General features: G+C 59.0%; 18 protein-coding genes and 3 pseudogenes. 13 read left to right on the forward strand and 8 right to left on the reverse strand.

Features of this window, described 5'->3' with window-relative positions:
• Window positions 1-662: 662 nt before the first annotated feature.
• A complete protein-coding gene (locus tag AB6804_RS29250) occupies window positions 663-941 on the forward strand; it encodes a hypothetical protein (RefSeq protein WP_370889425.1) in 279 nt (92 codons plus the stop codon).
• A 742-nt stretch (window positions 942-1683) separates the two neighbouring features.
• Window positions 1684-2001, forward strand: coding sequence for a hypothetical protein (locus tag AB6804_RS29255; protein WP_370889426.1), 318 nt, complete (start codon window positions 1684-1686; stop codon window positions 1999-2001).
• Window positions 2002-2018: 17 nt separating this feature from the next.
• Here the strand turns inward: AB6804_RS29255 and AB6804_RS29260 are convergent, their stop codons facing one another.
• Together AB6804_RS29260 and AB6804_RS29265 are read right to left on the reverse strand one after the other, a co-directional pair.
• The gene (locus AB6804_RS29260; protein ID WP_370889427.1) at window positions 2019-2294 is read right to left on the reverse strand and encodes a hypothetical protein; all 276 of its coding nucleotides are present in this window, start codon (window positions 2292-2294) and stop codon (window positions 2019-2021) included.
• Window positions 2295-2379: 85 nt separating this feature from the next.
• A complete protein-coding gene (locus AB6804_RS29265; RefSeq protein ID WP_370889428.1) occupies window positions 2380-3396 on the reverse strand; it encodes a DNA-binding protein in 1017 nt (338 codons plus the stop codon).
• A 115-nt stretch (window positions 3397-3511) separates the two neighbouring features.
• On the opposite strand from AB6804_RS29265, the gene AB6804_RS29270 reads away from it, so the two are divergent.
• Complete coding sequence (locus AB6804_RS29270) at window positions 3512-4756, forward strand: tyrosine-type recombinase/integrase (RefSeq protein WP_370889429.1); 1245 nt, start codon at window positions 3512-3514, stop codon at window positions 4754-4756.
• 426 nt (window positions 4757-5182) lie between these two features.
• Window positions 5183-5641 (forward strand): hypothetical protein, encoded by a 459-nt coding sequence (locus AB6804_RS29275; RefSeq protein ID WP_370889430.1) that lies wholly within the window; start codon window positions 5183-5185, stop codon window positions 5639-5641.
• Here the strand turns inward: AB6804_RS29275 and ppk2 are convergent.
• Together ppk2 and AB6804_RS29285 are read right to left on the reverse strand one after the other, a co-directional pair.
• A complete protein-coding gene (ppk2, locus tag AB6804_RS29280; protein WP_370889431.1) occupies window positions 5638-6471 on the reverse strand; it encodes a polyphosphate kinase 2 in 834 nt (277 codons plus the stop codon). The genes AB6804_RS29275 and ppk2 overlap by 4 nt on opposite strands.
• 71 nt (window positions 6472-6542) lie before the next feature.
• Window positions 6543-7073 (reverse strand): DUF2964 family protein, encoded by a 531-nt coding sequence (locus AB6804_RS29285; RefSeq protein ID WP_370889432.1) that lies wholly within the window; start codon window positions 7071-7073, stop codon window positions 6543-6545.
• 199 nt (window positions 7074-7272) lie between these two features.
• On the opposite strand from AB6804_RS29285, the pseudogene AB6804_RS29290 reads away from it, so the two are divergent.
• A pseudogene (locus AB6804_RS29290) lies at window positions 7273-8246 on the forward strand (hypothetical protein).
• 306 nt (window positions 8247-8552) lie between these two features.
• Here AB6804_RS29290 and AB6804_RS29295 read toward each other — a convergent pair.
• Entirely contained in the window at window positions 8553-8957 is a 405-nt protein-coding gene (locus AB6804_RS29295) for a helix-turn-helix domain-containing protein (RefSeq protein WP_370889433.1), read from the reverse strand.
• A gap of 637 nt (window positions 8958-9594) precedes the next feature.
• Between AB6804_RS29295 and AB6804_RS29300 the strand changes: the two genes are divergently transcribed.
• From AB6804_RS29300 to AB6804_RS29320, 5 genes and pseudogenes are all read left to right on the forward strand, one after another.
• Window positions 9595-9987: a hypothetical protein gene (locus AB6804_RS29300; RefSeq protein ID WP_370889434.1), complete on the forward strand. Its 393-nt coding sequence runs from the start codon at window positions 9595-9597 to the stop codon at window positions 9985-9987.
• Between the two features lie 533 nt (window positions 9988-10520).
• Complete coding sequence (locus AB6804_RS29305; RefSeq protein WP_370889439.1) at window positions 10521-11111, forward strand: YSC84-related protein; 591 nt, start codon at window positions 10521-10523, stop codon at window positions 11109-11111.
• A 343-nt stretch (window positions 11112-11454) separates the two neighbouring features.
• Window positions 11455-13122 (forward strand): SulP family inorganic anion transporter, encoded by a 1668-nt coding sequence (locus tag AB6804_RS29310; protein WP_370889440.1) that lies wholly within the window; start codon window positions 11455-11457, stop codon window positions 13120-13122.
• A 313-nt stretch (window positions 13123-13435) separates the two neighbouring features.
• A protein-coding gene (locus tag AB6804_RS29315) for an IS6 family transposase (protein WP_370889441.1) occupies window positions 13436-14156 on the forward strand; the annotation gives its coding sequence in 2 pieces (ribosomal slippage) (window positions 13436-13545 and window positions 13544-14156; 723 coding nt in all).
• Between the two features lie 470 nt (window positions 14157-14626).
• A pseudogene (locus tag AB6804_RS29320) lies at window positions 14627-14784 on the forward strand (transposase); the annotation flags it as partial.
• Window positions 14785-15319: 535 nt separating this feature from the next.
• Here the strand turns inward: AB6804_RS29320 and phaZ are convergent.
• Together phaZ and AB6804_RS29330 are read right to left on the reverse strand one after the other, a co-directional pair.
• Complete coding sequence (phaZ, locus tag AB6804_RS29325) at window positions 15320-16201, reverse strand: poly(3-hydroxyalkanoate) depolymerase (RefSeq protein WP_370889435.1); 882 nt, start codon at window positions 16199-16201, stop codon at window positions 15320-15322.
• A gap of 1194 nt (window positions 16202-17395) precedes the next feature.
• Entirely contained in the window at window positions 17396-17686 is a 291-nt protein-coding gene (locus AB6804_RS29330; protein WP_370889436.1) for a hypothetical protein, read from the reverse strand.
• A gap of 190 nt (window positions 17687-17876) precedes the next feature.
• Here AB6804_RS29330 and AB6804_RS29335 point away from each other — a divergent pair, with 190 nt between their 5' ends.
• The 3 genes from AB6804_RS29335 (at window position 17877) to AB6804_RS29345 (ending at window position 20280) form a co-directional block, all read left to right on the forward strand.
• Window positions 17877-19175, forward strand: a complete 1299-nt coding sequence (locus AB6804_RS29335) for an ATP-binding protein (protein WP_370889437.1) — start codon at window positions 17877-17879, stop codon at window positions 19173-19175.
• Window positions 19176-19522: 347 nt separating this feature from the next.
• Window positions 19523-19990, forward strand: a complete 468-nt coding sequence (locus AB6804_RS29340; protein WP_370889442.1) for a hypothetical protein — start codon at window positions 19523-19525, stop codon at window positions 19988-19990.
• On the forward strand, window positions 19987-20280 hold the full coding sequence (locus tag AB6804_RS29345) for a type II toxin-antitoxin system RelE/ParE family toxin (RefSeq protein WP_370889438.1): 294 nt from the start codon (window positions 19987-19989) through the stop codon (window positions 20278-20280). The genes AB6804_RS29340 and AB6804_RS29345 overlap by 4 nt, the downstream gene beginning before the upstream one ends.
• Before the next feature lie 244 nt (window positions 20281-20524).
• Here the strand turns inward: AB6804_RS29345 and AB6804_RS29350 are convergent.
• A pseudogene (locus AB6804_RS29350) lies at window positions 20525-20662 on the reverse strand (transposase domain-containing protein); the annotation flags it as partial.
• Window positions 20663-20924: the final 262 nt, after the last annotated feature.

Consider the following 20924-nt stretch of genomic DNA (forward strand, 5'->3'; position numbering starts at 1 on the left):
TGCTGATACTGAGTTCTTTCGTGCATCGCAACACCTTATACGAAACGGGTGTTGCACTTCAGATTTGAGGCTGCCGACGATTGACTTCATGTTTGCCTTCCCTGATGCGTTCAGACCAGCGTATTCAGTGCTCAGAGAAGTCAAGTACAGCGTTGCATCAGGCAAAGACTTGTATGCAGCGGGACCAGCGCGAGCAGGAAATGAGCGGCGCCCAATGGGTGTTATGCGGCCGAGGTCCGGAGGCACGCTAGCGGCACGGGTCACGAGCCTCCGAACTCGCCGCTCTACAGATGAAATGCGCACATCAGAAAACGACGCATCTCTCCTCGCCGTGCAAGTAAGGAGGCGCGCGCGACCGCCGACCGGTTCGCGCGCCAGCGAGGTGCGCGCCACATTTTCGCGTCCTGTGCACTGTTATCAATCTGTCGCGTCCGTCGAACGCAGACTTCTTCGTTCCATCTACGCTGCATGCCTTCTCACCGCTCACGCTCGCAAGCATTCCGATCGCTGTCTCGCAAACCTCTCAGCAAGGAGATGTTGCTGCCCCTGCCTTCGTCAGCGGCACAGACGGTTGCGTTGTCGAATCATTTAACCTTCGCCCCTGTCGCGCCGGCGCCGGATCGGCGTATCTGTTTAACGAGCTCATCCAACTGGTCTACGTCATGTTTTTTGTGCAAGATGCGGGGTATGGCGAGACGGACATAATGGTTTATGCGCGCGCCGAAGCGGCTTTAGAGCGCGGGTTGGAGCGGGCTGAGATCGAGCGGATATGGGCGCTCGATCCAGCCGACGTGCCGTCATTTGAGGCGGTGTTGCAGGAGGCCGATCGCCAACCAGCCGCCGCACCGCGGTACGTCCATCTTGGTGCGCGAGAAAGACTCAAGCGCTTTGCTAAGAGCGGGCTCGCCTCCCCGCTCTCATCGGGCGTCTCCCACCACTGACGCAAACGACCGCTTACTAACGGCGATCGCGCGAGTTCATCTCATTGGCTAAAGGCGACAAGTAAGGACCCGGCGCGCGACCGTGCGAGAAGCGTCAATGTGCAGCGTCCTTCAATGCTATCAGCGACGAGCGTTCAATACGGTCACTGGCCGATATAATTGAATCGTCATTAATTTACGCATTGCACCGGAGCTCACTATGAGTCAAACCCGCGGAGGAAATGCGGGATATCGGTTGCGAAACAAGCAAGCGGTCAGGCTCCAGCAACTGGAAATCCACCCAAGCGGAACGATCGCGACAAGCGGCCGGGCAGGGACATGTTCGCTCCGACGGCGCCGCCGGGGTTGAGCGCATCAGACGAGCCAATCTTCAGGTTCTTACCGCCCGCAACGGTTCCAAAGTCAAGCTTGGGGCCGTCATGGGCCTGAGCGGCTCGAATATGGCACATCGACTGCACGGCAAAAAGCGGATGGATGACGCCGAAGCAGAGCGTTTCACCGAGCGGCTTGGTTTGCCTCGAGGCTGGCTAGATGCACCGCGGTCCGAAGCCGAGATTCCAGAGTCGGTGACCCTGCTGCTCGCACCGACATCGCGCGCTCAAGGGCGTGGTCAAGCACCCGCACCTTCAGCGGCCGTGGGGAACGACGGAGCGCACAGCGAAGCCGCTCCCCGGAAGAGACGGACAGTACACTGACGAGTATTCCCAGTGACGAGCAAGTCGCGGCGTGGGCGGCTAATGCGTTGAGCGAGAACGATCGGCTAATAAGCGGCCCGCACGGAGAGGTCCACGATGCCGTCGCCGCGTCGGCCGAACCGTCCGTTGAACCGGCCGCAGGCCAAGTGGTCGTTGCTGCAGCCGTGGCATCACCGGCGGCGCCTCCAACGTCGCAGCAAACCGCCGCACCGTCCACATCGCTTTTCGAAACGAGCTTGGAGGGTCTCGATGGGATTGCGCCGATTGCAGAAGCGCTGCTTAAAACGCTCGCCGGAAAAGCACGCACAGGTCACTTGGACGAATTGAAAGCGCTCGATCTGTTGCAACAAGCAGTACTGCTATGAACCGCTAAGCGCACCTTCTACGAGGCGGCATCGGTGGTATCGACGTCGAACAGATCCGACGTCGTGCGGTGTGCAGCGAGCATCTCTGCTAAATCGCCATTTCGAACCTTAGCCAGCGTGTCCGGCGGTAGCCAGATCTCTTCCATCGCGTCGATGCCTTCTTCGATCATTCGCTGCAGAAAAAACGACTGTTTATGCCCCGTGACCTCTGCGAGCACGCGCAACCGCTGTTCGATGACGGGATCAATGCGCACCGCGACAACCCGCAATTTATTTTCTGCCGATCTTCTCATCTGTTTGCTCCTTTGACCGTCGGCGCGGGCCGAACGACACACCGGCCGCAGACTGCGCCGCACGCTGGTGACAGGCGGTCGTCATTTATGCGCGACTTTTCACTTTCGAGATCTTGCCAACGACTACTTTTCGACCTGCCCGCCTGACTGGCGGGCTGGACTCGGCTGCAGGCACGCGCCGCGCCGGGGGGCGCATCGTCGCGCGCAGCGACTTCCACTGCTGTTGCAGTGACTCGTGCGCCGCTTCGAGCGCGGCGAGCTTGCCTTGCAGCACGCCGGTTTGATGACGGGCATCGCCGTGCTGCTCCTGCAGCGCCTCAACTGCGCGCCGATGCTCGGCCTCTCGCTTATCGGCGCGTTTGGCTGCCTCCGCCAATTCCTTCTGCGCCTTGAGCACCGCGCTGCGTTCGCGATCGATCTCCAACAGCGCTCGCTTCTCGGACGCGCGCAAGCGCTCCTCGGCACGCTCTGCCGTCTCCCGAAGCTTTTCAAGATCGTGAGAGAAGATGTTGCGTACCGTCTCCAGCTCTCGCTCGCGCGTAACCGCCTCTTCGCGCAGACGCCTGATCTCCGCTTCAGAGGCTTTGCGGGTCGCGGCTTCCTCGGCCCGCGTCCGCTCCAGTTCACGGATTTCGACCTGGGCCGCGAGTAACGCCGCAGTGCGCTGCTCGAGTGCCGTCTCAGTCCGACCCAACTCCTCCCGCGCCGCGACCAGCTTCTGCTCGGACTGCACGCGCTCGGCTTCGACCTCGTCGCGCAGCGCGGACAGCTCGGCATGGGCGGACGTCGTCGCGCGCGTCCACAAGGTCCCGATCAACTCGCCTGCCACCTCGCTGAGGTCCTTCGGCAGGTCCGGATGTTCGATGCGCACGCGGCTCTTCTCGCGCAGTTCCGCCCAGAACTCGCTCAACACCGAGGCCGGCGTGCTCATCGTGCCGCGTCGGACCAGGTTATAAAGTCGATTGGCGGTCGGGGCGACCCCGAAGCGGAAGAACAGCAGCGCACACACCTCGCGGTAGAGCTCGCGGGTCTTCGGAAACTCCGCTTTCAGGCGGTCGATGTCGGCCGCGAGACGGGCTTCATCAGAGAGCAGGTTGGACATGGTGTGCGGTCGGAGCGAGGTTGGCGCAAATAATACAACGTATAGGATTAGTTTCCCAACCTGCAAAGACCTTGTATTTGACATTAATGCTATAATGTTAATTGGCGATCGATGATTGGCTCGGAAAATCAATGTGAACTCAACGACGTCTGCTACCCTTCTGTCGCCCGCGCTGCAGCCGATACCGCTCGAAACGCTCGTCATCCCGCCCGATCGAGACGGCTCGGCGGGCTCGAACCGCGCGGTGATCGGGCGTGCGCAGATTGCGGCGGACAATGATCTCAATGCTATCCGCGCCTGGCTCTCCCGCTTTGTCAATACCAAGACCACCTTCGAGAACTATCGCAAGGAGGCCGAGCGGCTCCTGCTTTGGTCGGTCGTTGTGCTAGGCAAACCCCTCTCTTCCTTGACGCATGAAGACTGCTTGCGTTATCAGCAATTCCTTGCTGACCCACAGCCCGCGACGACGTGGGTTTCCGGTGGCGGTCGCAAGCATCCGCGCAGCGATGCGCGCTGGCGACCGTTCTACGGCCCGCTGTCGCCATCCAGTCAACGCCAGGCGACCGTAATCCTTAACGCGATGTTCTCGTGGCTGGTCCAAGCCGGCTATCTGGCTGGCAACCCGTTGTCGCTCTCCCGCCAGCGCACCCGACATGCCGCGCCGCGCATCACGCGTTATCTGGAGCCGAGCGTTTGGCAGCAGGTAAAGGACTTCATTGCGACAATGCCCAAGCAAACGGATCGCGAAAAAGCTCATGCGTACCGAGCTCGATGGCTGTTGACGCTGCTCTATCTTGGTGGACTGCGGATCGCGGAAGTCGGCGCCAATACCATGGGTCAATTCTTCGTGCGACGGGACGCCGACGGCGCGCTGCGGTGGTGGCTTACTATCCACGGCAAGGGCGACAAACAACGCCTGGTGCCGGCCACGCGCGAGATGATGATGGAACTCTCGCGCTATCGGCAGTACCTTGGACTCAGCGCCCTGCCGTCGCCCAGCGAAGACACGCCGCTGGTTCTGCCAATCGGCGCAACGGCATCCAACGAAGGCACCGAGACCTGCGCGCCGCTCACGCGCGCTGCGCTTCACGCCGTCGTGAAAAGCGTATTTTCGGGCGCTGCGGCCCGCCTGCGCGAACGAGATGCCGATGAAAGCGCGCGAGCCGATCTCCTCGAGAAGGCGTCTGCGCATTGGCTCCGCCACAGCGCCGGCTCGCACATGGCCGACCGAAAGGTGGACCTCCGCACGGTGCGCGACAACCTCGGACATGCTTCGTTGACGACAACCAGCGTCTACCTGCATGTAGACGACGATCGGCGCCATCAGGAAACCGAAGAAAAACACCGGGTAGACTGGTGACCTATCGGCCTCGCGCCGGTCCCCCTTCATTCCGTCACATCAAGACCGCTCATGAAAAGTGCTTGTACCAGAAGCGCAGATCTCCGCAGATAGATAGACGCTAAGCTGTGTCCTCGATTGGCGTGGGCAAACCGCGCGTAAGTGCTTGGAGGTGTTCTTCTGGCTACCGCCCGACGCGGACGATGCGCGAACGGTGAGAGTGTTCGGGGACGGGTTCGCGCGCATCGAAGCGGTCGCCCGGCGTAAGTTGTCGGCGCAGCCGACGACTACCATTAGACTTACGCACGCTGACTTTTCGAACAGCTAATGGTCGACCGTCGGTCTTTGAAGACCCTCCTGCTGTCGCCAAACTCACGTGAGCCTCGGAAGACGGCGAATGCGAAGACGATTAGTTGCGTCACGAAGAAGAAGACCCAGGTTAAATCGGTGGCCACGAATTCCGCGACGCAATCGTGGAACATCCACAAACGAATTCTCCGCCCTTCCCTAGGTAACGTTGACCGACTCGGCTTCGATCCAACACCGGAGGGAGTTGGTACCGAAGGGGGTGTTGTGCTTATTGAATTCGAAGATAAAGAAGATCAACTTCGGGTTCGTTACCGCTACACGGATGTCTTCGTTCTATTGGCTTTCGAATGCTCCGTTATCGAGCGGGACGATGGCCGCAGCCGCACCGTGGTCACAAATTGTCTCGACTCTCTGATGCAGAGATTGGGCAACGAACGGGTAGCAGTGCCTCAAGCGGCATTCGTGTCCGCAAGAGATGTCGATTCTTTGTTGTCGTTGCTTGGGCTGCACAGCAATGCCGACTCGGGGTGGAAATGGATCACATTCAGCGTTCGGAATCGCGCGATCATCCGTACGTTACCCACCGACGGCGCTTAGAAGCGCTCGGGCACGTAGCGCAGAAGCCGCTCGCTCTCACGATAGCTCTCCGGTTTTTGGCGCTTTGGCAGCTTCACTTTATCGCGCGGGACGGCTGTGTATGGAATGCTCTTCAGCAAGTGGCTGATGAGGTTCAGGCGTGCGCGGCGCTTCTCGTCGGAACGCACGACGTACCACGGCGCGCTGTCCGTATCCGTCGCTTCGAACATGTCGTCGCGGGCGCGCGAATAGTCGTACCAGCGGCTGTAGGAACGCAGATCCATCGGTGACAACTTCCAGATCTTGCGTTCGTCGTGAAGGCGCTGCTCTAGCCGCCGCGTTTGTTCGTCCATTCCTACTTCGAGCCAGTACTTAAGCAGGATCACGCCTGAATGGATGATCGCCTGCTCGACGAGCGGCACGCCCTTTAGAAATTCACGCGCTTGCTGGTCGGTGCAAAAGCCCATCACGCGCTCGACGCCGGCGCGGTTGTACCAGCTACGGTCGAAGAGCGTGATCTCGCCAGCCGCAGGCAGATGCGGCAGATAGCGCTGTACGTACATCTGGGTCTTTTCACGCTCGGTCGGCGCGGGCAGCGCAATCACGCGGAACACGCGCGGACTCACGCGCTCGGTGATCGCTTTGATTGTGCCGCCCTTTCCTGCGCCGTCGCGTCCCTCAAAGACGACGCAAATCTTCGCGCCCATATGCACGGCCCATTCCTGCAGTTTCACGAGTTCAACATGCAGGCGCGCGAGTTCCTTCTCATACTGCTTGCGAGAAAGGCGTGCCTCCACGCCCGCGCCTTCGCGCGCTTCGCCCAATTCGCCGTCGTCCTTGTCGTCTTTCATCGCTTCACCTAGTTGATCGTTTGAAAACTCCGTGCCGAGGGCGGGGCGTGCTGACGGACGCGAACGCGCCGTCAAGTTTCATTCCGCTCGGGCACGACCTGCACGACGAGCGTGCGGTTTTTCCAGAACATGTTGTGAACGCGCGGCTGCAACGCGCGAAGCACGTTCGCATCGACCGAATCGAACGTCACGACCGCGGCCGGGCGCGCGCCGGTGCCTGTCGCGCGCTTGATAGAGTCGTACGGCGCGAAGCCGTAGCGGCAGAGAAAATCCCGGATGTCGTCGTCGGTCGCCGACGCGTCGACATTGCCCAGCCAGAGTTCACCCATCGCGGAGTTCTCCATCGAGATTGAATGCTGCACTGATTCCAAGCGATACACGAACGCGCGGTTTATGTCGACCCGTCTCGTTATGCGGATTCCCGCTCTGAGACATTTCGGCGCGATGACGAAGATTACGATACCGATGCCGAGTGCCAACGCGCCGTAGCGCAAATCGGGCCGCGCGTCGTAGATCGGTCCGTGAATCATAAAGTGACGTTCGGCGAGCCAGACGAAAACGCCTATGTGGTGGGCGGCCGCGCGCGGCTCGTGCACTTCCATGCGTATCTCCTTGACGCGCGGCACGAGATACGTTCATTGTAGGAAATCCCAAAGAGACGCGTGAACAGAGCCGCGGCGCCGGGCTTGGTTTGCATTAATCCGTCAGCTACATTCTCAGCGTGTCACCGCTAGATCGGGCAACGCGTTGTAGAGCAGCTAACGTACGATTTAATCCGCAGTTCCAACGTTCAAGCCGCACATGCGAAAGCCGACCGTCTTCCCGAGCCGGTTGCGTATCTTATCGACGCTCGCCTTTTTGCTCGGCGCGGCGCCCGAGATCGTGCACGCGCAGGTGGCGGCAGATCGCGCCGTCGTCGGCGCGAACGTGAAGAACTACGCGAACGCCGTGCTCGCGGTCATGTCGTACACGGCGGTGCCGGTGTCACGACAAGCTCGCTTTCGATCAACAGCGGGGCAAGCGGCAATCCGGGCTTCGGGCAAACCCAGCTTGGCGGCGGCTTCACCCTAAGCAGGTCGTTTCCGCTCTACCTCGAAGGCACCGTCGCGTATAGCCGCTACGATCCTACCTTCCTTGCCAGCGATGGCGGGCAAGAACGCCCCGTGCCGGCGAAATGGAACACGGTTAGTACGACGATCGGCGTCGGCTGGGATTTCCGTATTACCGACGAGCTCGCAATCCGGCCGATTTTTAACGGCATGCTGGGCCGCGTCGCAAGCGATCTACGCGTCGCGCAAACGGTGTTCAATCACGCAGCCAATACCAATCTCCAGTTCCTCGAAGACGGCGCGCTTAACGCGTATGGTCTCGGCGGATCGCTGATGCTCGATCTGCAGCACTATCGCGAGCACTACGAGATCGATCTCGAATTGCGCGCCACCGATATCTATCTGCGCAGCTTCGGCAGTTCTTCCGCAGCCGTGCAGGGCTCCGCAACCGCGCAGCAATTTAGCCTTTGGGCGCGGTGGCGTGCCCCAACGCGGTTCGCCGCGCTCGACCGGCCCGTGCGCTACGTGCTCGAAACCGCATACTCGCATTACTTCGGCGACAGTGCCGGCGTGCTCGGCTTCAACGATCTCACCTCTCTCGGCGTGGGCCTGGAACTCGACAGCAGTCGGTATCCGGTCGTCGTCACACGCACACGCGCGATGGTGCGTTATGTATTTGGCCACAACGTGCACGGCGTGTCGTTCGGTTTCGCCGTCAGCTTCTAGCGATCGTCGCAAACGGGTACTCAAAGCTCGTTGCGCTAGCTCACATCGTTTTCCGATTCGCCTAGGCCTGCTCCCGCGCGTCGGCTGCTTGTGGTTTGACCCATCCACCTACCTCCGAACGCATCTAATGCCATGTTGCGTTCAGCGCCGCATCTTAGCCGTCTTAAGCTTAGAGTGATGGGATTGAACGACGATGTTCTCATCAGTATGCTAGCCGTCTAACGGATTGAAGTAATCGCACGCTACGCAGCCTGGGACACAATTTTGGCGATCCGAAGCGACCATCTCGTCAAGGAAACAAATACGTTATCGGCGCGACTTTGACAACACATGTCCCAGTCCTAGATTGGTGGCTAACTGCCATATGTACACGCGTGAAAATCGAACGCCATACTTCTGTTGGATCAACGCTCTCACGCGGGAATTCGTCCAAGCATCGCCCTCGAATCCGTAGTTCCTCGCTGAGTCGCGCAGTGCGCCCTCGAGCCACATCATGCCTTCCTCGCCAAGGGTGGATCCACGTCCCCCTACGCTTAGCCGAACTAAAGCCTCCAGGCCGCCACTACGATAAAGCGCTCTATATCGGCGCACCGTGGGCCTCGACAACCCAACTGCATTCGCCACTGCTTGATCCGTTGCTCCGTCCTCGAACATTCGGACAGCGAGGACCCGTCTTGCGACCGTAGGGCTCTGAAAGTTCCTTTTCGGCATCGAGTAATCCTTGACGAGGACACGAATCGCCGATCATGGATGTTGTAGCGAGGGATGGAGCGTTCCTCGCGTACCGCGGAGTGATTGCGTTTCCAAGAAAGCCGATACTCTCCCGCACACGGGATAAACCGATACGCCGCTTGCCCCAATAAGTCAAACGCGGACGCGCAGATAACACTAGGTAAGTCGTTCAGTAAATCAGCGAAACGGCCGTCTATCTACTCGATGTAATCGCCACAAATAAATTGGCGGAACTGTAAAGCGTTTGCTAGCATTCAATCAATGCGCGGCTTGCATACCGCGGACCTCTAGGGCGAAAACCGTTGGGCATTGCCGTGTCCAACGTTGATCATAGGAGTCCTATTCCGTAGTTTTACTTATGAACCTTAGAGTGGTTGCGGCGCATATTTTGTCCGCATCTGCGAGACATTGGGCTACCGATGCGACTCGCCCTTGCGCGACGAGACATCCACTAGTCGCATGCGAGGCTTGCTTAGCAGGAGCGCGTTTCTGCGACGTTGTCGTGAGAGATTCCTGTATTGGCTTTTGCACTCCGTCGTTTTCGTGAACTCGGATTCACTGAACCGTCATATTAGCCGCTGGCGGGATACATCTCGTTTTAGCGAAGGAGCCTTGCATGAAAGCAGAAGCCATTTCGCGTTTAGTTAGCATGTTGCTAGCTGCGGCGACTTCAAGAAGGCTTGTCTCATACAGACTGCTGCACGATGTTTTTGATCCGAAGTTTCCTCTAGCGGACCGATATGAAGTTTTGGAGAGAGCCGCAGCCACCATTTGCGATCTCAGTATGGTGGATTATGGCGTCTTAATGGCGCTGGATAATGGACTCCCCGGCGACGATTTTTTCTGGCGATACAAGCGTTATCGGCGAGACCAGTACGAGGCCGTAATGGGCTACTGTTCAGCAGGTCGATCAGTCATCAAAAGGCGGGCAATTGTGGTACCTGAACGACAGCGCGTGTTCGAACATTCCTCGACAAGCGTGCGCAACAACGCTGCTTTGACAAACTAGGACACGTGAGCGTCTGGTATTGACCCTGTGTGTCTACCGCTCTGCGAGGGTCATACAAAGCCGCAGTGACAGTCATTTAGCTGCCGACAGACTTGCACGGTGCTACGTCGTGCAATCGCATTGACGTGTCGTGAAGCCTCAATGGAGGGAGACGTCGTCATGAGCAATCGGCCCGAGGGAGGTTCATCGCAGGCGTCCGGGCTCGGCGCCATAAACGTGCCAGAGGCTATAACTGCGGTTGCCGACCGCGTGGATGGACTCCCGGCGTTTCAAGCGTCATTCGCGATCCGATAGGAGGGCGTGGCCTTCTCCGCCGTGCACCCCTGTAGATGGTGCATCGCTGCTGCTATCCATATCTTCACCAGTTCCATCGATCGCATCGTCGCCCAGAGCGTTGCCGATTCAGGCGAAGCTGCGATACAGGAGGAATGTTGAGCCTCTGGAGTATGTGGGTCCACTGTGCGTCGCTGTTTCGCGCAGCGGTCACGGTGGCTTTCGCTGTTAATGCTCGCTTCGATGTCGGGAGAACAATGATGCAAAGACGAACCTTCCTGCAAAAGTCGGCAACCGTTCTGACACTACCGGGCCTGATGCTCGCAGGGTGCACCGCCAACAGAAACGCAGGGAACGAAAAGGCCGCAGGCGCCGCCGATCAGCGCCGGTCCATCGACGCGGACATCGACGGCACGATCCAGCGTCTGTACTCGACGGTATCAGGGTCACGTGAACTGGTGGCAAAGTCACGCGGCGTATTGGTGTTCCCGTCGGTCATTCAGGCAGGCTTCGTCGTCGGCGTCGAACATGGCAAGGGCGCCTTACGCGTCGGTGGCAATTCCGTCGGGTACTACAGCACCACGTCGGGCTCGCTCGGGCTGCAGGCTGGCGCCCAGTCGAAGGCACTTATCTTCCTATTCCTAACACAAGATGCACTCGACAGATTTCGGGAGTCTGACGGATGGTCGGCCGGTGCGGATGCATCGGTCGCGCTGGTCAGGATGGGCGCTAACGGCCTCGTTGACACAACTACTGCCGTGAAACCCGTTCAGGCGATCGTCCTAACGAATGCAGGCCTAATGGCCGACGCGTCGCTCCAAGGCACAAAGGTGTCGCGGTTGAATGAGTGAGTGCGTCCCCTAATGCCTCAATTGCGCTGCGGCATCGGAGCGGTTACGGCACCGTGACTGGATTCGTGACGCCGTCGGCAGAGGACATGGCGACGCCAAATTGAATCGGATGCCGATTGTCTCTGCCGCTAGATGCTAAGGGCGTGCGAGCGATCCTATTGCGCTACGGCTGCCATCTGCGGCGGGCTCCTCCACCGTTGAGGCGGCGTTACTTCCTTCGTCTGCACAACTTCTGAAATAAACAGTTTGCCCCTGAACTATGTCGCCCCAAAAACGCATTGACCGACGCCCGGTAATTGATAAGCCAGCGGCCAGATGGCTACGCTACTTGCCCGGCGTCGCCATGCTTGAAAGTTATCACGCGGGTTGGCTCCGAAACGACATCGTCGCGGGTCTAGTGCTAACGACGATGCTGGTTCCAGTTGGCGTGGCCTATGCGGAAGCTTCGGGTGTGCCGGGCGTGTGCGGCTTGTATGCGACCATCGTCCCGCTTCTCGCGTACGCGATCTTTGGCCCAAGCAGGATTCTCGTTCTCGGCCCGGATTCGGCGCTCGCGGCACCAATCCTGGCGGTTGTCGTCTTGAGCGCGTCCGGCGATCCTTGGCGCGCCATCACCGCCGCAAGCATGATGGCGATCATATCGGGCCTCGTGTGCGTCGTCTTCGGTGTTCTGAAACTTGGCTTTGTCACCGAGTTGCTGTCCAAACCCATTCGTTACGGATATATGAATGGCATCGCGCTGACAGTCCTTATCAGCCAGTTGCCTAAGCTGTTCGCGATCTCTTTCGAGGATAAGGGGCCACTGCGCGATATGGTGAGTCTTTTCGAGGCAATCGCCACCGGCAAGTCAAACTGGTATAGCTTCGCTGTGGGAGTCGGCAGTCTCGTGCTGATCTTGCTGCTCAAGCGCTTTGACAAGGTGCCGGGTATCTTGATTGCGGTCGTGATCTCGACTCTCTGCGTGGTTGCGTTCGATCTAGACCGCGTGGGTGTCAAGGTACTAGGGACGATCCCACAAGGCCTGCCCGCCTTCACACTGCCTTGGATGAGCGGTGCCGACATCGCAAGGATCGTCGCCGGCGGTTTCGCGGTGGCGCTAATCGCCTTCGCGGATACGAGCGTCCTTTCACGCACGTTCGCAATACGTACGCACACACGCGTCGATCCAAATCAGGAGATGATCGGCCTGGGCGTCGCCAATATCGCGACTGGGCTCTTTCAAGGTTTTCCGATCAGCAGCAGTTCGTCGCGCACACCCGTTGCGGAAGCTGCGGGCGCTCGAACGCAGGTGACGGGCATCGTTGGCGCAATCGCGGTCGCGGCTGTCCTGCTTGCGGGACCCAATCTACTACGCCACCTACCAAGTAGTGCGCTCGCCGCGGTTGTCATCGCGGCCGCGATCGGACTTTTCGAGTTCAGAGACCTGAAGCGCATCTATCGCATCCAGCAATGGGAGTTCTGGCTGTCGATTTGCTGCTTTGTCGGCGTGGCGGTTTTCGGCGCTATTCCCGGCATCTTCATCGCGGTGGTGATCGCGGTTATCGAGTTCCTATGGGACGGATGGCGTCCGCACTACGCCGTGCTCGGCCGCGTCGATGGCCTGCGCGGTTATCACGACACGAAGCGCTATCCGCACGCCGCGCAAATAGCCGGACTGCTGCTCTTCCGGTGGGATGCGCCGCTCTTCTTCGCGAACGCGGAGCTGTTCCAGCAGCGTGTGATCGAGGCCACGGCGCAAGCGCCCGCGCCTGTGAAGCGCGTCGTGGTCGCCGCCGAGCCGGTAACAAGTGTCGACGTCACGTCCGCCGACATGCTCGGCGACCTGCATCGGGCCTTGAAGGAGCGCGGCATCGAGCTGCATTTCGCCGAAATGAAGGACCCCGTCCGCGACAAGCTACGGCGCTTTGAACTCACGTCCATCTTTCCCGACGAGTGTTTTCATCCCACACTGGGCAGTGCGGTCGATGCGTGGCTCGACGTGGGCCGGGGCGAACGCGCGGCGCACACATGAACCGGGCTCCTGCTTCACCGTTTTCGACCGATCCTCAAACAACCGCAGTCATCATGGAGACGAATCCTGCGTGTACCACACCGCGGAGTTCTCGCATTGACCGGCGCGCTTCTTATCGGGCTGTTGCCCGACCCATCTTCGGCAACACAGCAGGCGCAGGAGCGGCGGGCCGGCCGGGACGTGCGGCAGGAGACGCGTCAGGGCGCCCGGCATACCAAGCAGGATTGCCGCGCCGCAAACCAGCAATCTAATGGGTTCTGTCGCGCTAACGCGGTGCGCTAGAATTCGCATTCCCTCACGGATCACGAACGAGATGGGCAAAACGAAGGATTCATCGCGTGCGACGTCTCCTGCGGGGATCGGCAAGGTTCTCAAGCGCTTGCACTATCCGCTGGACGTGATTCTGCTGTGTGTTCGCTGGTGTGTCGTACTCGCTGAGCCTGCGCAACCTCGAAGAAATGATGGCCGAGCGGGGAATTGAGGTCGATCACTCGAGCGTTCACCGGTGGGTCATCAAGCTCGTACCCTCGTTCGAAAAGGCATTTCGGCGAATCAAGCGCCCGGTCGGCAGGAGCTGGCGCATGGACGAGACCTGTGTCAAGGTCAAAGGCCACTGGAAATACCTGTATCGGGCCGTCGACAAGGAAGGCAACACCGTCGATTTCCAGTTGCGCGCCCATCGTGACAAGGCTGCTGCGCGCCGGTATTTCGAGAAGGCGATTGCCCAGAACGGCGAGCCCGAAACTGTCACTGTGGACAAGAGTGGCGCCAATCTGACCGCGCTCGAAACGCTCAACACCGAGCGCGAGACGCCGATCAGGATTCGGCAGAACAAGTATCTGAACAATATCGTCGAGCAGGATCACCGAGCCGTCAAACGCATCGTCAAGCCGATGATGGGCTTCAAGAGTTTCCGGTGCGCTCGCATCATTCTGTCTGGCATCGAGCTGATGCACATGATTCGCAAAGGGCAAATGCAGGAAAAGCGCGATATAAAAACTGCGGCAGAGCAATTCTATTCGCTGATCATGTAAGCATTCCTATTCATGCCGGAATGCGCGCGCCTCACTTCTCTTATCGCGACACAACCGATAACCGTGCCCGGTCATACTGGCAAAGCGAGCGCGAAGACGACACTCGGCGAGTCCCTGACCAACGCCATTTCGGTTCTGCTCGGCGCTGTTCTCGTCAGCCTCCTGGCATACAGTCTTCTCAAGTCGCTGCTGTTCGTATTAGTTGGCTTCCATGGTGGGACCGGCTGACCGACAACGCTGACTTGCTTCAGCCGCAATTACACGCACCGCTCTGGCCGATTTTTACCGGAGCACGTAGCGCCGTCGGCCACGCTGCGCGGATTCGACAGTCGCGACGCCCTGCATCGGCACGTCCAAAGCAAACACTTACACCCAAAGCAGTACTCGATTGATCTTAGGGCAACCGATGTCCAGTATCAGCTCCGGCGGCGATCGAACCGGACCGAACAGGATCTATATCCTCACTGCACTTCCGACAGACCAACGGCTTCATCGAAGCCATCAACGGCTTGTTTCAGGCCGCCAAGCGCAAGGCTCGTGGCTACGCGCTTCGCAACCATGCGAACGGCGCTGTCTTCTTATCGCTGGCAAACTCGACCTCTTTGCATTCAACTCGCATGCTCGCTGAAGCCGTTACCCACTTCTTTCTCAAAATAGCCGATATTCCAATCGGAGTTCCGGCGAGAGGCCCTCTCCACCCGTGAGTGGCAAATAGACGCGCCCGCCCCTCCTGGTAGTTGGCGTTCTCGGACGCCAACTGCTGCTAAACGTTGAGCTTTGGATACCCGCTGCGGTCGATCGATTCGGTAAATACAAACAGCCTAGGGCCTACCAAGTCTCCTGGCGGCCAAAAACGCCGTCTCGATCTCGTCCTCAGTCGCGCTTTCTATCTGTCGTTCGAAGCGCGCTGCGAGAAAATCGCCCTTTGCGCGCCGTGCAAGCATGCCAGAAACGGCGGCGAGCGCGTGCGGGAAGAAGGAAGCAAGCATTGGCACTCCCTGCCTACTCCGGACGCGTTCTTACCTTCGGGTTTCGATGGGGAACAGGAACACCACCATTGCATTCATCCAGTTACGTCTACGGAGGCCAAACTGCATGGTAACAGTTAGACCTGTCGTAGTGCGCCTCCGGGCATCTTCCACATGCTCAAGCGCTGTAGAAAGCTATTGGGCTTCATATTCGAGCGATCGGTCCTCCATCTGGATTTCCGGTTCGACCAAGTCACCACAGAGGAAGCTGTGCACCGTGACGGCGACTTCCTTTGCTCGGGAGACGAGGAATAAATGCCCGTCGTCGATTACATGAAGCGTCGCGTGACGGATGCGCGCCGCGAGGATTTCAGCGTTGATCAGGGGAACGATCGGGTCGTCGTCACCGTGGATGACCAGCGTCGTCTGGGGCAGGGTGCGGAGCCAAGGCAAGCTGCTCCAACCCCACATAGCGAGTAACTGATAGAAGTATCCATGTCCCTTCGGCGCCTGGATATGTCGACGATGTTCCTCAAGCAGCTCCGGATTACGTCTGTAAGCGCCGCCGTATATATCGCCACCGATCTCCGCTAGATATGCTGGATCCGAATAGCGACGTGGAACCATGAGCTGCGCGAACACTGATAGTTTTGACGGTACCATGATGACGCCCGGCGAGGTAGCCGCAAGGACCAGCCGACGGCAGCGCACTGGATGCATCTGTGCAAATTGCTGCGCGAGAGCACCACCCCACGAAACGCCCAGCGCATCGACCGGTCCGTCGAAGCCAAGCCGCGAGAGTAACTTGTCGGTGAGCGTCGCGAGCGTCGAGAACCGATACGGGAGCTGAGGGGCCGGTGATCCACCGACTCCCGGGACGTCGAAGATGATGACGCTCACGTCTTGCAGCTCGTCGATGAACGGCGCAAGCAGTTCGAGATTTGCGCCGATTCCATTAAAGATGACAAGAGGCGGATGATCGCTGCTGCCGTGCCGGATACCGACACGCAGCGTCTGTCCTTCCAGGTCGATTGCCTGGATCTCCAGGGTGCGGGCAGACTCAAGGGGATGTTGCATTCTTCTCCTCTCCGGAGTAATGGTACGGTGCGTGGCCCAGCGGGGCGCCGCGACGGTGCTAGCAACGAGCGGGCCTGGCCGGCCGGCTATAGCTCCTCTTGCAGCGCCCGTCCATGTCACCGGGCGTCTATGCCCCACAGGCCCAGGGACGCTGTTTGAATCATTGCGTCAACGCGGTTACGACCTCAAACGCAATGTCAGGAATTTCAATCATCTTTCCCGGTCCGACCATCAACTTCGGGCAAAAATTCTGATGCGATTCAGGCAGATTGCAATTACTGACGGTCCCGAGTCCGCAGCGAAGAGAACGGCTGGGATAGCTCGCCGCAGTCGGCGTGCAACGGCCTCCCGGCCCGAGCTTCACGAGGAATCCCGCTGCTCCGACCAGCTCGCGACTTACGGACAGTCGTAAATAGGCCCATTAGGTAGGTGTGGCATTCACGTGTGCCCGGGCCAATCCGAGGGCCGCGCTCCCTATCTCGGCTTTCTGAAGCGCAGCGTCTGCTTGGAATGGCACGCCCATGGGAAGAGTTGTCTAAGGCAAGAGTCCTAAACTTTCTTCGGTTATCTTGTCCATGAGCTCGGATGGACACTCAGACGTCGACTTCTTTCATGGTTTGGCTGGCGAGTTGGAAGGAGGCCCGCACTCCGTGCCACATATGCATCGGCAGGCAGTGACGATGAGCGCTTCCTTCCGCTGCCGTAGTCGATCGATCGTTCTGCCCCTTATACCGACCCTCCCGCAACGAGAGGGTTGCGACAAACCTGCCGACGCTAAAATCAAATACGTCTGACAGAACGAGCTGCCACGCCAGGACGGAAACGTCGCGGCGGTCGGCGGAGGGCCTTTTCCCTCCACCGCACGGCTTCCAGTACAAGGGCCCGGCTGATTGCGAGAGCATCGAACGTTCAGTAGTGCGCGGCACATTGCGCCTTAAATGCGCCGTGCATGACGCTAATGAGCTGACAGCCTGAGCGCCGGGGCAGCTAAATCGATCGACTCTCTCACGCCATCTGCAGACGCGCCGCACAGTCGTCGACAAGGTCAAGGAACTTTTAGAAGAGAAACAGTAGCTTGGCGAGATCCTCTGGAACGCCGGCGCCATCGTGCAGCGTTCCGCAATACTTTTATTTGGATATGCAATGCAACCCGTTTCTAAACCTGTGCATGCCATGGAGATCCAGTCGGTCAAGCTAGCCGGTCAACAGCTTCGCGTCGGCATTAGGCGCGGCAACGCTGCTTCGCCGCCACTTGGCATCTTCAACGGTGCCGTGCAACCAAGCGGAATTGGAACGCTTGAACTGGACCAGCGCCTTTCGCGCGGGCCAGACTTCGAACAGGAAAATGTCGTTTTTCTGCGTCTGGCTAGGGGGCAAGCGGGGCCCGTGAATGTGTTCCTTCAGACAATTGCCGACGCAGCGCGCGAACTCTGTCACGCCGGCAGTGCGGGCATCAGCCTCGTTGAGCAAGCCTCTGAAGGGCAACGGCTGTTCCGATGGCTGGCTGTGAGCGGAGCGTCTGCGACATTGCAGGGCAAAGCAACCGCATGGAGCCAATGCCCTTGTGGCCGCGCCCTCGATATAGGTACCACAACTCTTCCTCGAACCACAAAAGTACTTTTCATCACTGCGGGACGCCCCGGAGCCCGTCGCCGAATGCCTCGTCGTACCAATTGTGACCGACGATGTTCAATTCGGCGCCATCTGGGCCATGTCGCACTCGGAGGCCCACCTGTTCCAGCAAGAGGATGTCAGGCTACTGGCAAACTTGGCCATATTCGCGGGTGCTTCGCTTACCATGGCCGCGCGCGACCTCCAGAAACACGAACGCCAACCCTGGGGTGAGTTGGTGGCCCTAATTGCGCACGAACTCCGTAACCCGCTTGCGCCCATAGAAAATGCGGTCCAGGCGACCGTCGCCTTCTGCCCTGGCAATGACCGTGCTTTGAAAATGCTTGAAGTTGCGCAGCGTCAGATTCGGCATCTCAAGACCTTCGTTGCTGACCTGCTTGACGTAGCTCGACTGCAGCACGGCAAATTCAGCATCAAGATGACTGATATATCGCTCAGTGACGTTGTGACAGACGCCTTGGCTGCGGTGCAGAACCGCATTGAGAGTCACCGCCATCGACTAACTGTTACTGGCCTTGACGAGCAAGTGAACGTTCATGCCGACCATGTCCGTCTGTGCCAGATAATCGCCAACCTGCTGGCGAACGCGGCCAAGTACACACCGGTCGGTGGCGACATACGGCTGTCATTCGACGTACGACGCCCCGGGAATACGGCGGATGCAGGTGGACACCTTGTCATCAACATAATCGACAACGGTATCGGCATCTTGCCTGAAATGCTGCCCCATGTATTCGAACTGTTTGTGCAATCCCCCCTAGCGACGAGAATGGACGAAGGCGGTCTGGGCATCGGCCTGGCGCTGGTAAAGAAACTCGTCGAGCTGCACGGCGGCGACATCGTCATTGAAAGCCCCGGCCCTGGTCAGGGTTGCCTCGCCAGGGTCGACCTTCCGATACTCCTTGGCTTGCAGATTGCAGCCCCCTCTTGCCCCGAGGTCGTGGAACCGGTCATCGCACCGGCACGTGTGCTGCTCGTCGACGACAGCCGCGATGGATTGGACGCTCTCACCGCTGTCCTTGAGACATATGGCCATTCGGTTGAATCGCGGTCGACCGGTGCCGAGGCCCTTGAGCTACTGAAATCATGGAAACCTGACATTGCAATCATAGATGTCGAAATGCCCGGCATGGATGGCTTCACTTTAGCCCGCGCTATCCGGAACAGAGGGACTTACCCAGGTCTCGTGCTAGTTGCACTTACGGGATATCCCGAACAGTCCGACAAGGCCCGCGCGTTCGGAGCTGGCTTCGACTACCACCTCATAAAACCGGCATCCGTGGATTCTCTCAACGCTATCCTCGAAAGTGGGGTAGGCAACCGCAGTTCTGCGCATCCCTGATTGCCGTTCGATGGGAGCTTGCCTCGCACTACTCGGAAAAAGTACGCCCAGATATAAGTTTTCGCGCAAAGCGCCAAGACCCGTCATGCCTATTGGGTCGCTCCGTTTGCGCTGCGGTCTTCAAGGTCCGTTGTCCGCTTGAAGCATGAAGCCGACGTTTGAGCGTCCGCCCTAGCGTGCAAGCTAACGGCCGGAACTGGCCGTTTGCGGCTTGTCCACGATGCGATGAGCCAGGTCATGAAAAGCCCCGAAATCAAGACGGCGTTATGATAAACTAGGCCAGTCACGACTGTCGTCCGAGGAACGTGTTACTATTAATCGTGTCAACCTCAACAAACGAGTGCATGATGAAAACCCTCGACGTCTCTCAGGCCACCGCCGCCGCCCAGGCCGGTGGGGTCCTGAATGCCATGCTGCGAGCCGACGGCGGCCAGTTCTTTATCGAGCTGGAAACGCGCACCGCCGGCACCGCCGTGCTGGTCACGTCCAACAATCGCCGACCGCGCGCCTTCCGCAACCCGATTAAGGCGCTCGAAGTGATACGCGAGCTCGGACTGGAAAATGGGCGATTTTCACTCGAAGCGTGGCGACCCGCTGAGGCTGAACGCGAGCGGGCGAGCCGCCCCGATCGCGCGGAGGCCATGAAGCAGACGCATTCGAACGCCGCCGCCTACGAAAAGTGGTTCCGTGAACAGGTCAATGAGTCGCTGGACGATCCGCGCCCGAATGTCCCGCACGCCCAGGTGAAGAAGGAGATGGCCGACAAAAAGGCCGGCTTGCGCAAGCGCATTGCGGTCAGCGGGGCTAAGTCTTGATCGTGGAGTGGCGCGCACGCGCTCACGAGGACCGCAGCAAGATCTTTGATTACATCGCCGAGGACAACCCCACAGCGGCACTCGAACTGGACGACGAGATCGACGCGAAGACCGACGCCCTGCCCGAGCATCCGGAGCTTTACCGCATCGGTAGGATCCGTGGCACGCGAGAAATGGTGTTAGCGCCGAATTACATCCTGGTCTATCGAATTATCAAGCGAAAGGCCATCATCGAAATTGTGCGGATCGTTGGCGCGCGGCAGAACTATAAGTCGCGGGCGAAGGCGTGACGAGCACCTTCGCCATCGATCCGATGATCCGGCGGCGCAAACGCCGCGCGGGATGATTGAGTCGCGCGTCAGCATCGCCCGAGAATTGGGGGTCCTAGACCCGGCGGGTTCAACCGGTGAACGCAACACCCATGCTGGCATTTAGTTTATCTGCGGGCGTCATGAAACCCAATGTCTTTCGGGGTCGTTGATTCAGTGTAAGCGGCCAGCGAACCCGTCTTGACGAACGACGGATTACTCGACAGGCGCAACATTGCTGCCAGTTATGCGGCAGCAATGTTGCGATGTCGCTTGCTTTGTGGGCCGGCAGGCGGGTCAGGATGTCCTTGAGATATGTATGGGGTTCGTGCCCGTTGAGTTGCGCCGATCGGATGAGGCTCATGTTGAGGTTCATTAATTCCGCTACTGGAGTGCGCTAATTCTGCTTACGGCCAAATCCGACAATGCGTTGATTACATTGCGACATTGACGCGATCCGGGTTGGCGAATGCTGTTGCCGCCACGCAACGTCACTTTGCATCGTGCTCTCTAATTCTGCTAATACGCCGTCACGGTGTCCTAATTGTAGGCGGTTTCAAGGTTGAAGCGCAACAGCGAATTTAATGTTTAGAGCCATGAGGTTGAGCTGCGGAAGCGAGTGTGGC

The organism is Caballeronia sp. RCC_10 (assembly GCF_041360715.1).
Taxonomy (GTDB): Bacteria; Pseudomonadota; Gammaproteobacteria; order Burkholderiales; family Burkholderiaceae; genus Caballeronia; species Caballeronia grimmiae.

What these genes read in the sequence shown, in the direction of transcription:
- AB6804_RS29250 (WP_370889425.1), top strand. Translation starts at nt 663, where the DNA reads ATGTTTTTTGTGCAAGATGCGGGGTATGGCGAGACGGACATAATGGTT.
- AB6804_RS29260 (WP_370889427.1), bottom strand. Translation starts at nt 2,294, where the DNA reads ATGAGAAGATCGGCAGAAAATAAATTGCGGGTTGTCGCGGTGCGCATT.
- AB6804_RS29265 (WP_370889428.1), bottom strand. Translation starts at nt 3,396, where the DNA reads ATGTCCAACCTGCTCTCTGATGAAGCCCGTCTCGCGGCCGACATCGAC.
- ppk2 (WP_370889431.1), bottom strand. Translation starts at nt 6,471, where the DNA reads ATGAAAGACGACAAGGACGACGGCGAATTGGGCGAAGCGCGCGAAGGC.
- AB6804_RS29285 (WP_370889432.1), bottom strand. Translation starts at nt 7,073, where the DNA reads ATGGAAGTGCACGAGCCGCGCGCGGCCGCCCACCACATAGGCGTTTTC.
- AB6804_RS29295 (WP_370889433.1), bottom strand. Translation starts at nt 8,957, where the DNA reads ATGCCGAAAAGGAACTTTCAGAGCCCTACGGTCGCAAGACGGGTCCTC.
- AB6804_RS29300 (WP_370889434.1), top strand. Translation starts at nt 9,595, where the DNA reads ATGAAAGCAGAAGCCATTTCGCGTTTAGTTAGCATGTTGCTAGCTGCG.
- AB6804_RS29305 (WP_370889439.1), top strand. Translation starts at nt 10,521, where the DNA reads ATGCAAAGACGAACCTTCCTGCAAAAGTCGGCAACCGTTCTGACACTA.
- AB6804_RS29310 (WP_370889440.1), top strand. Translation starts at nt 11,455, where the DNA reads ATGCTTGAAAGTTATCACGCGGGTTGGCTCCGAAACGACATCGTCGCG.
- phaZ (WP_370889435.1), bottom strand. Translation starts at nt 16,201, where the DNA reads ATGCAACATCCCCTTGAGTCTGCCCGCACCCTGGAGATCCAGGCAATC.
- AB6804_RS29340 (WP_370889442.1), top strand. Translation starts at nt 19,523, where the DNA reads ATGAAAACCCTCGACGTCTCTCAGGCCACCGCCGCCGCCCAGGCCGGT.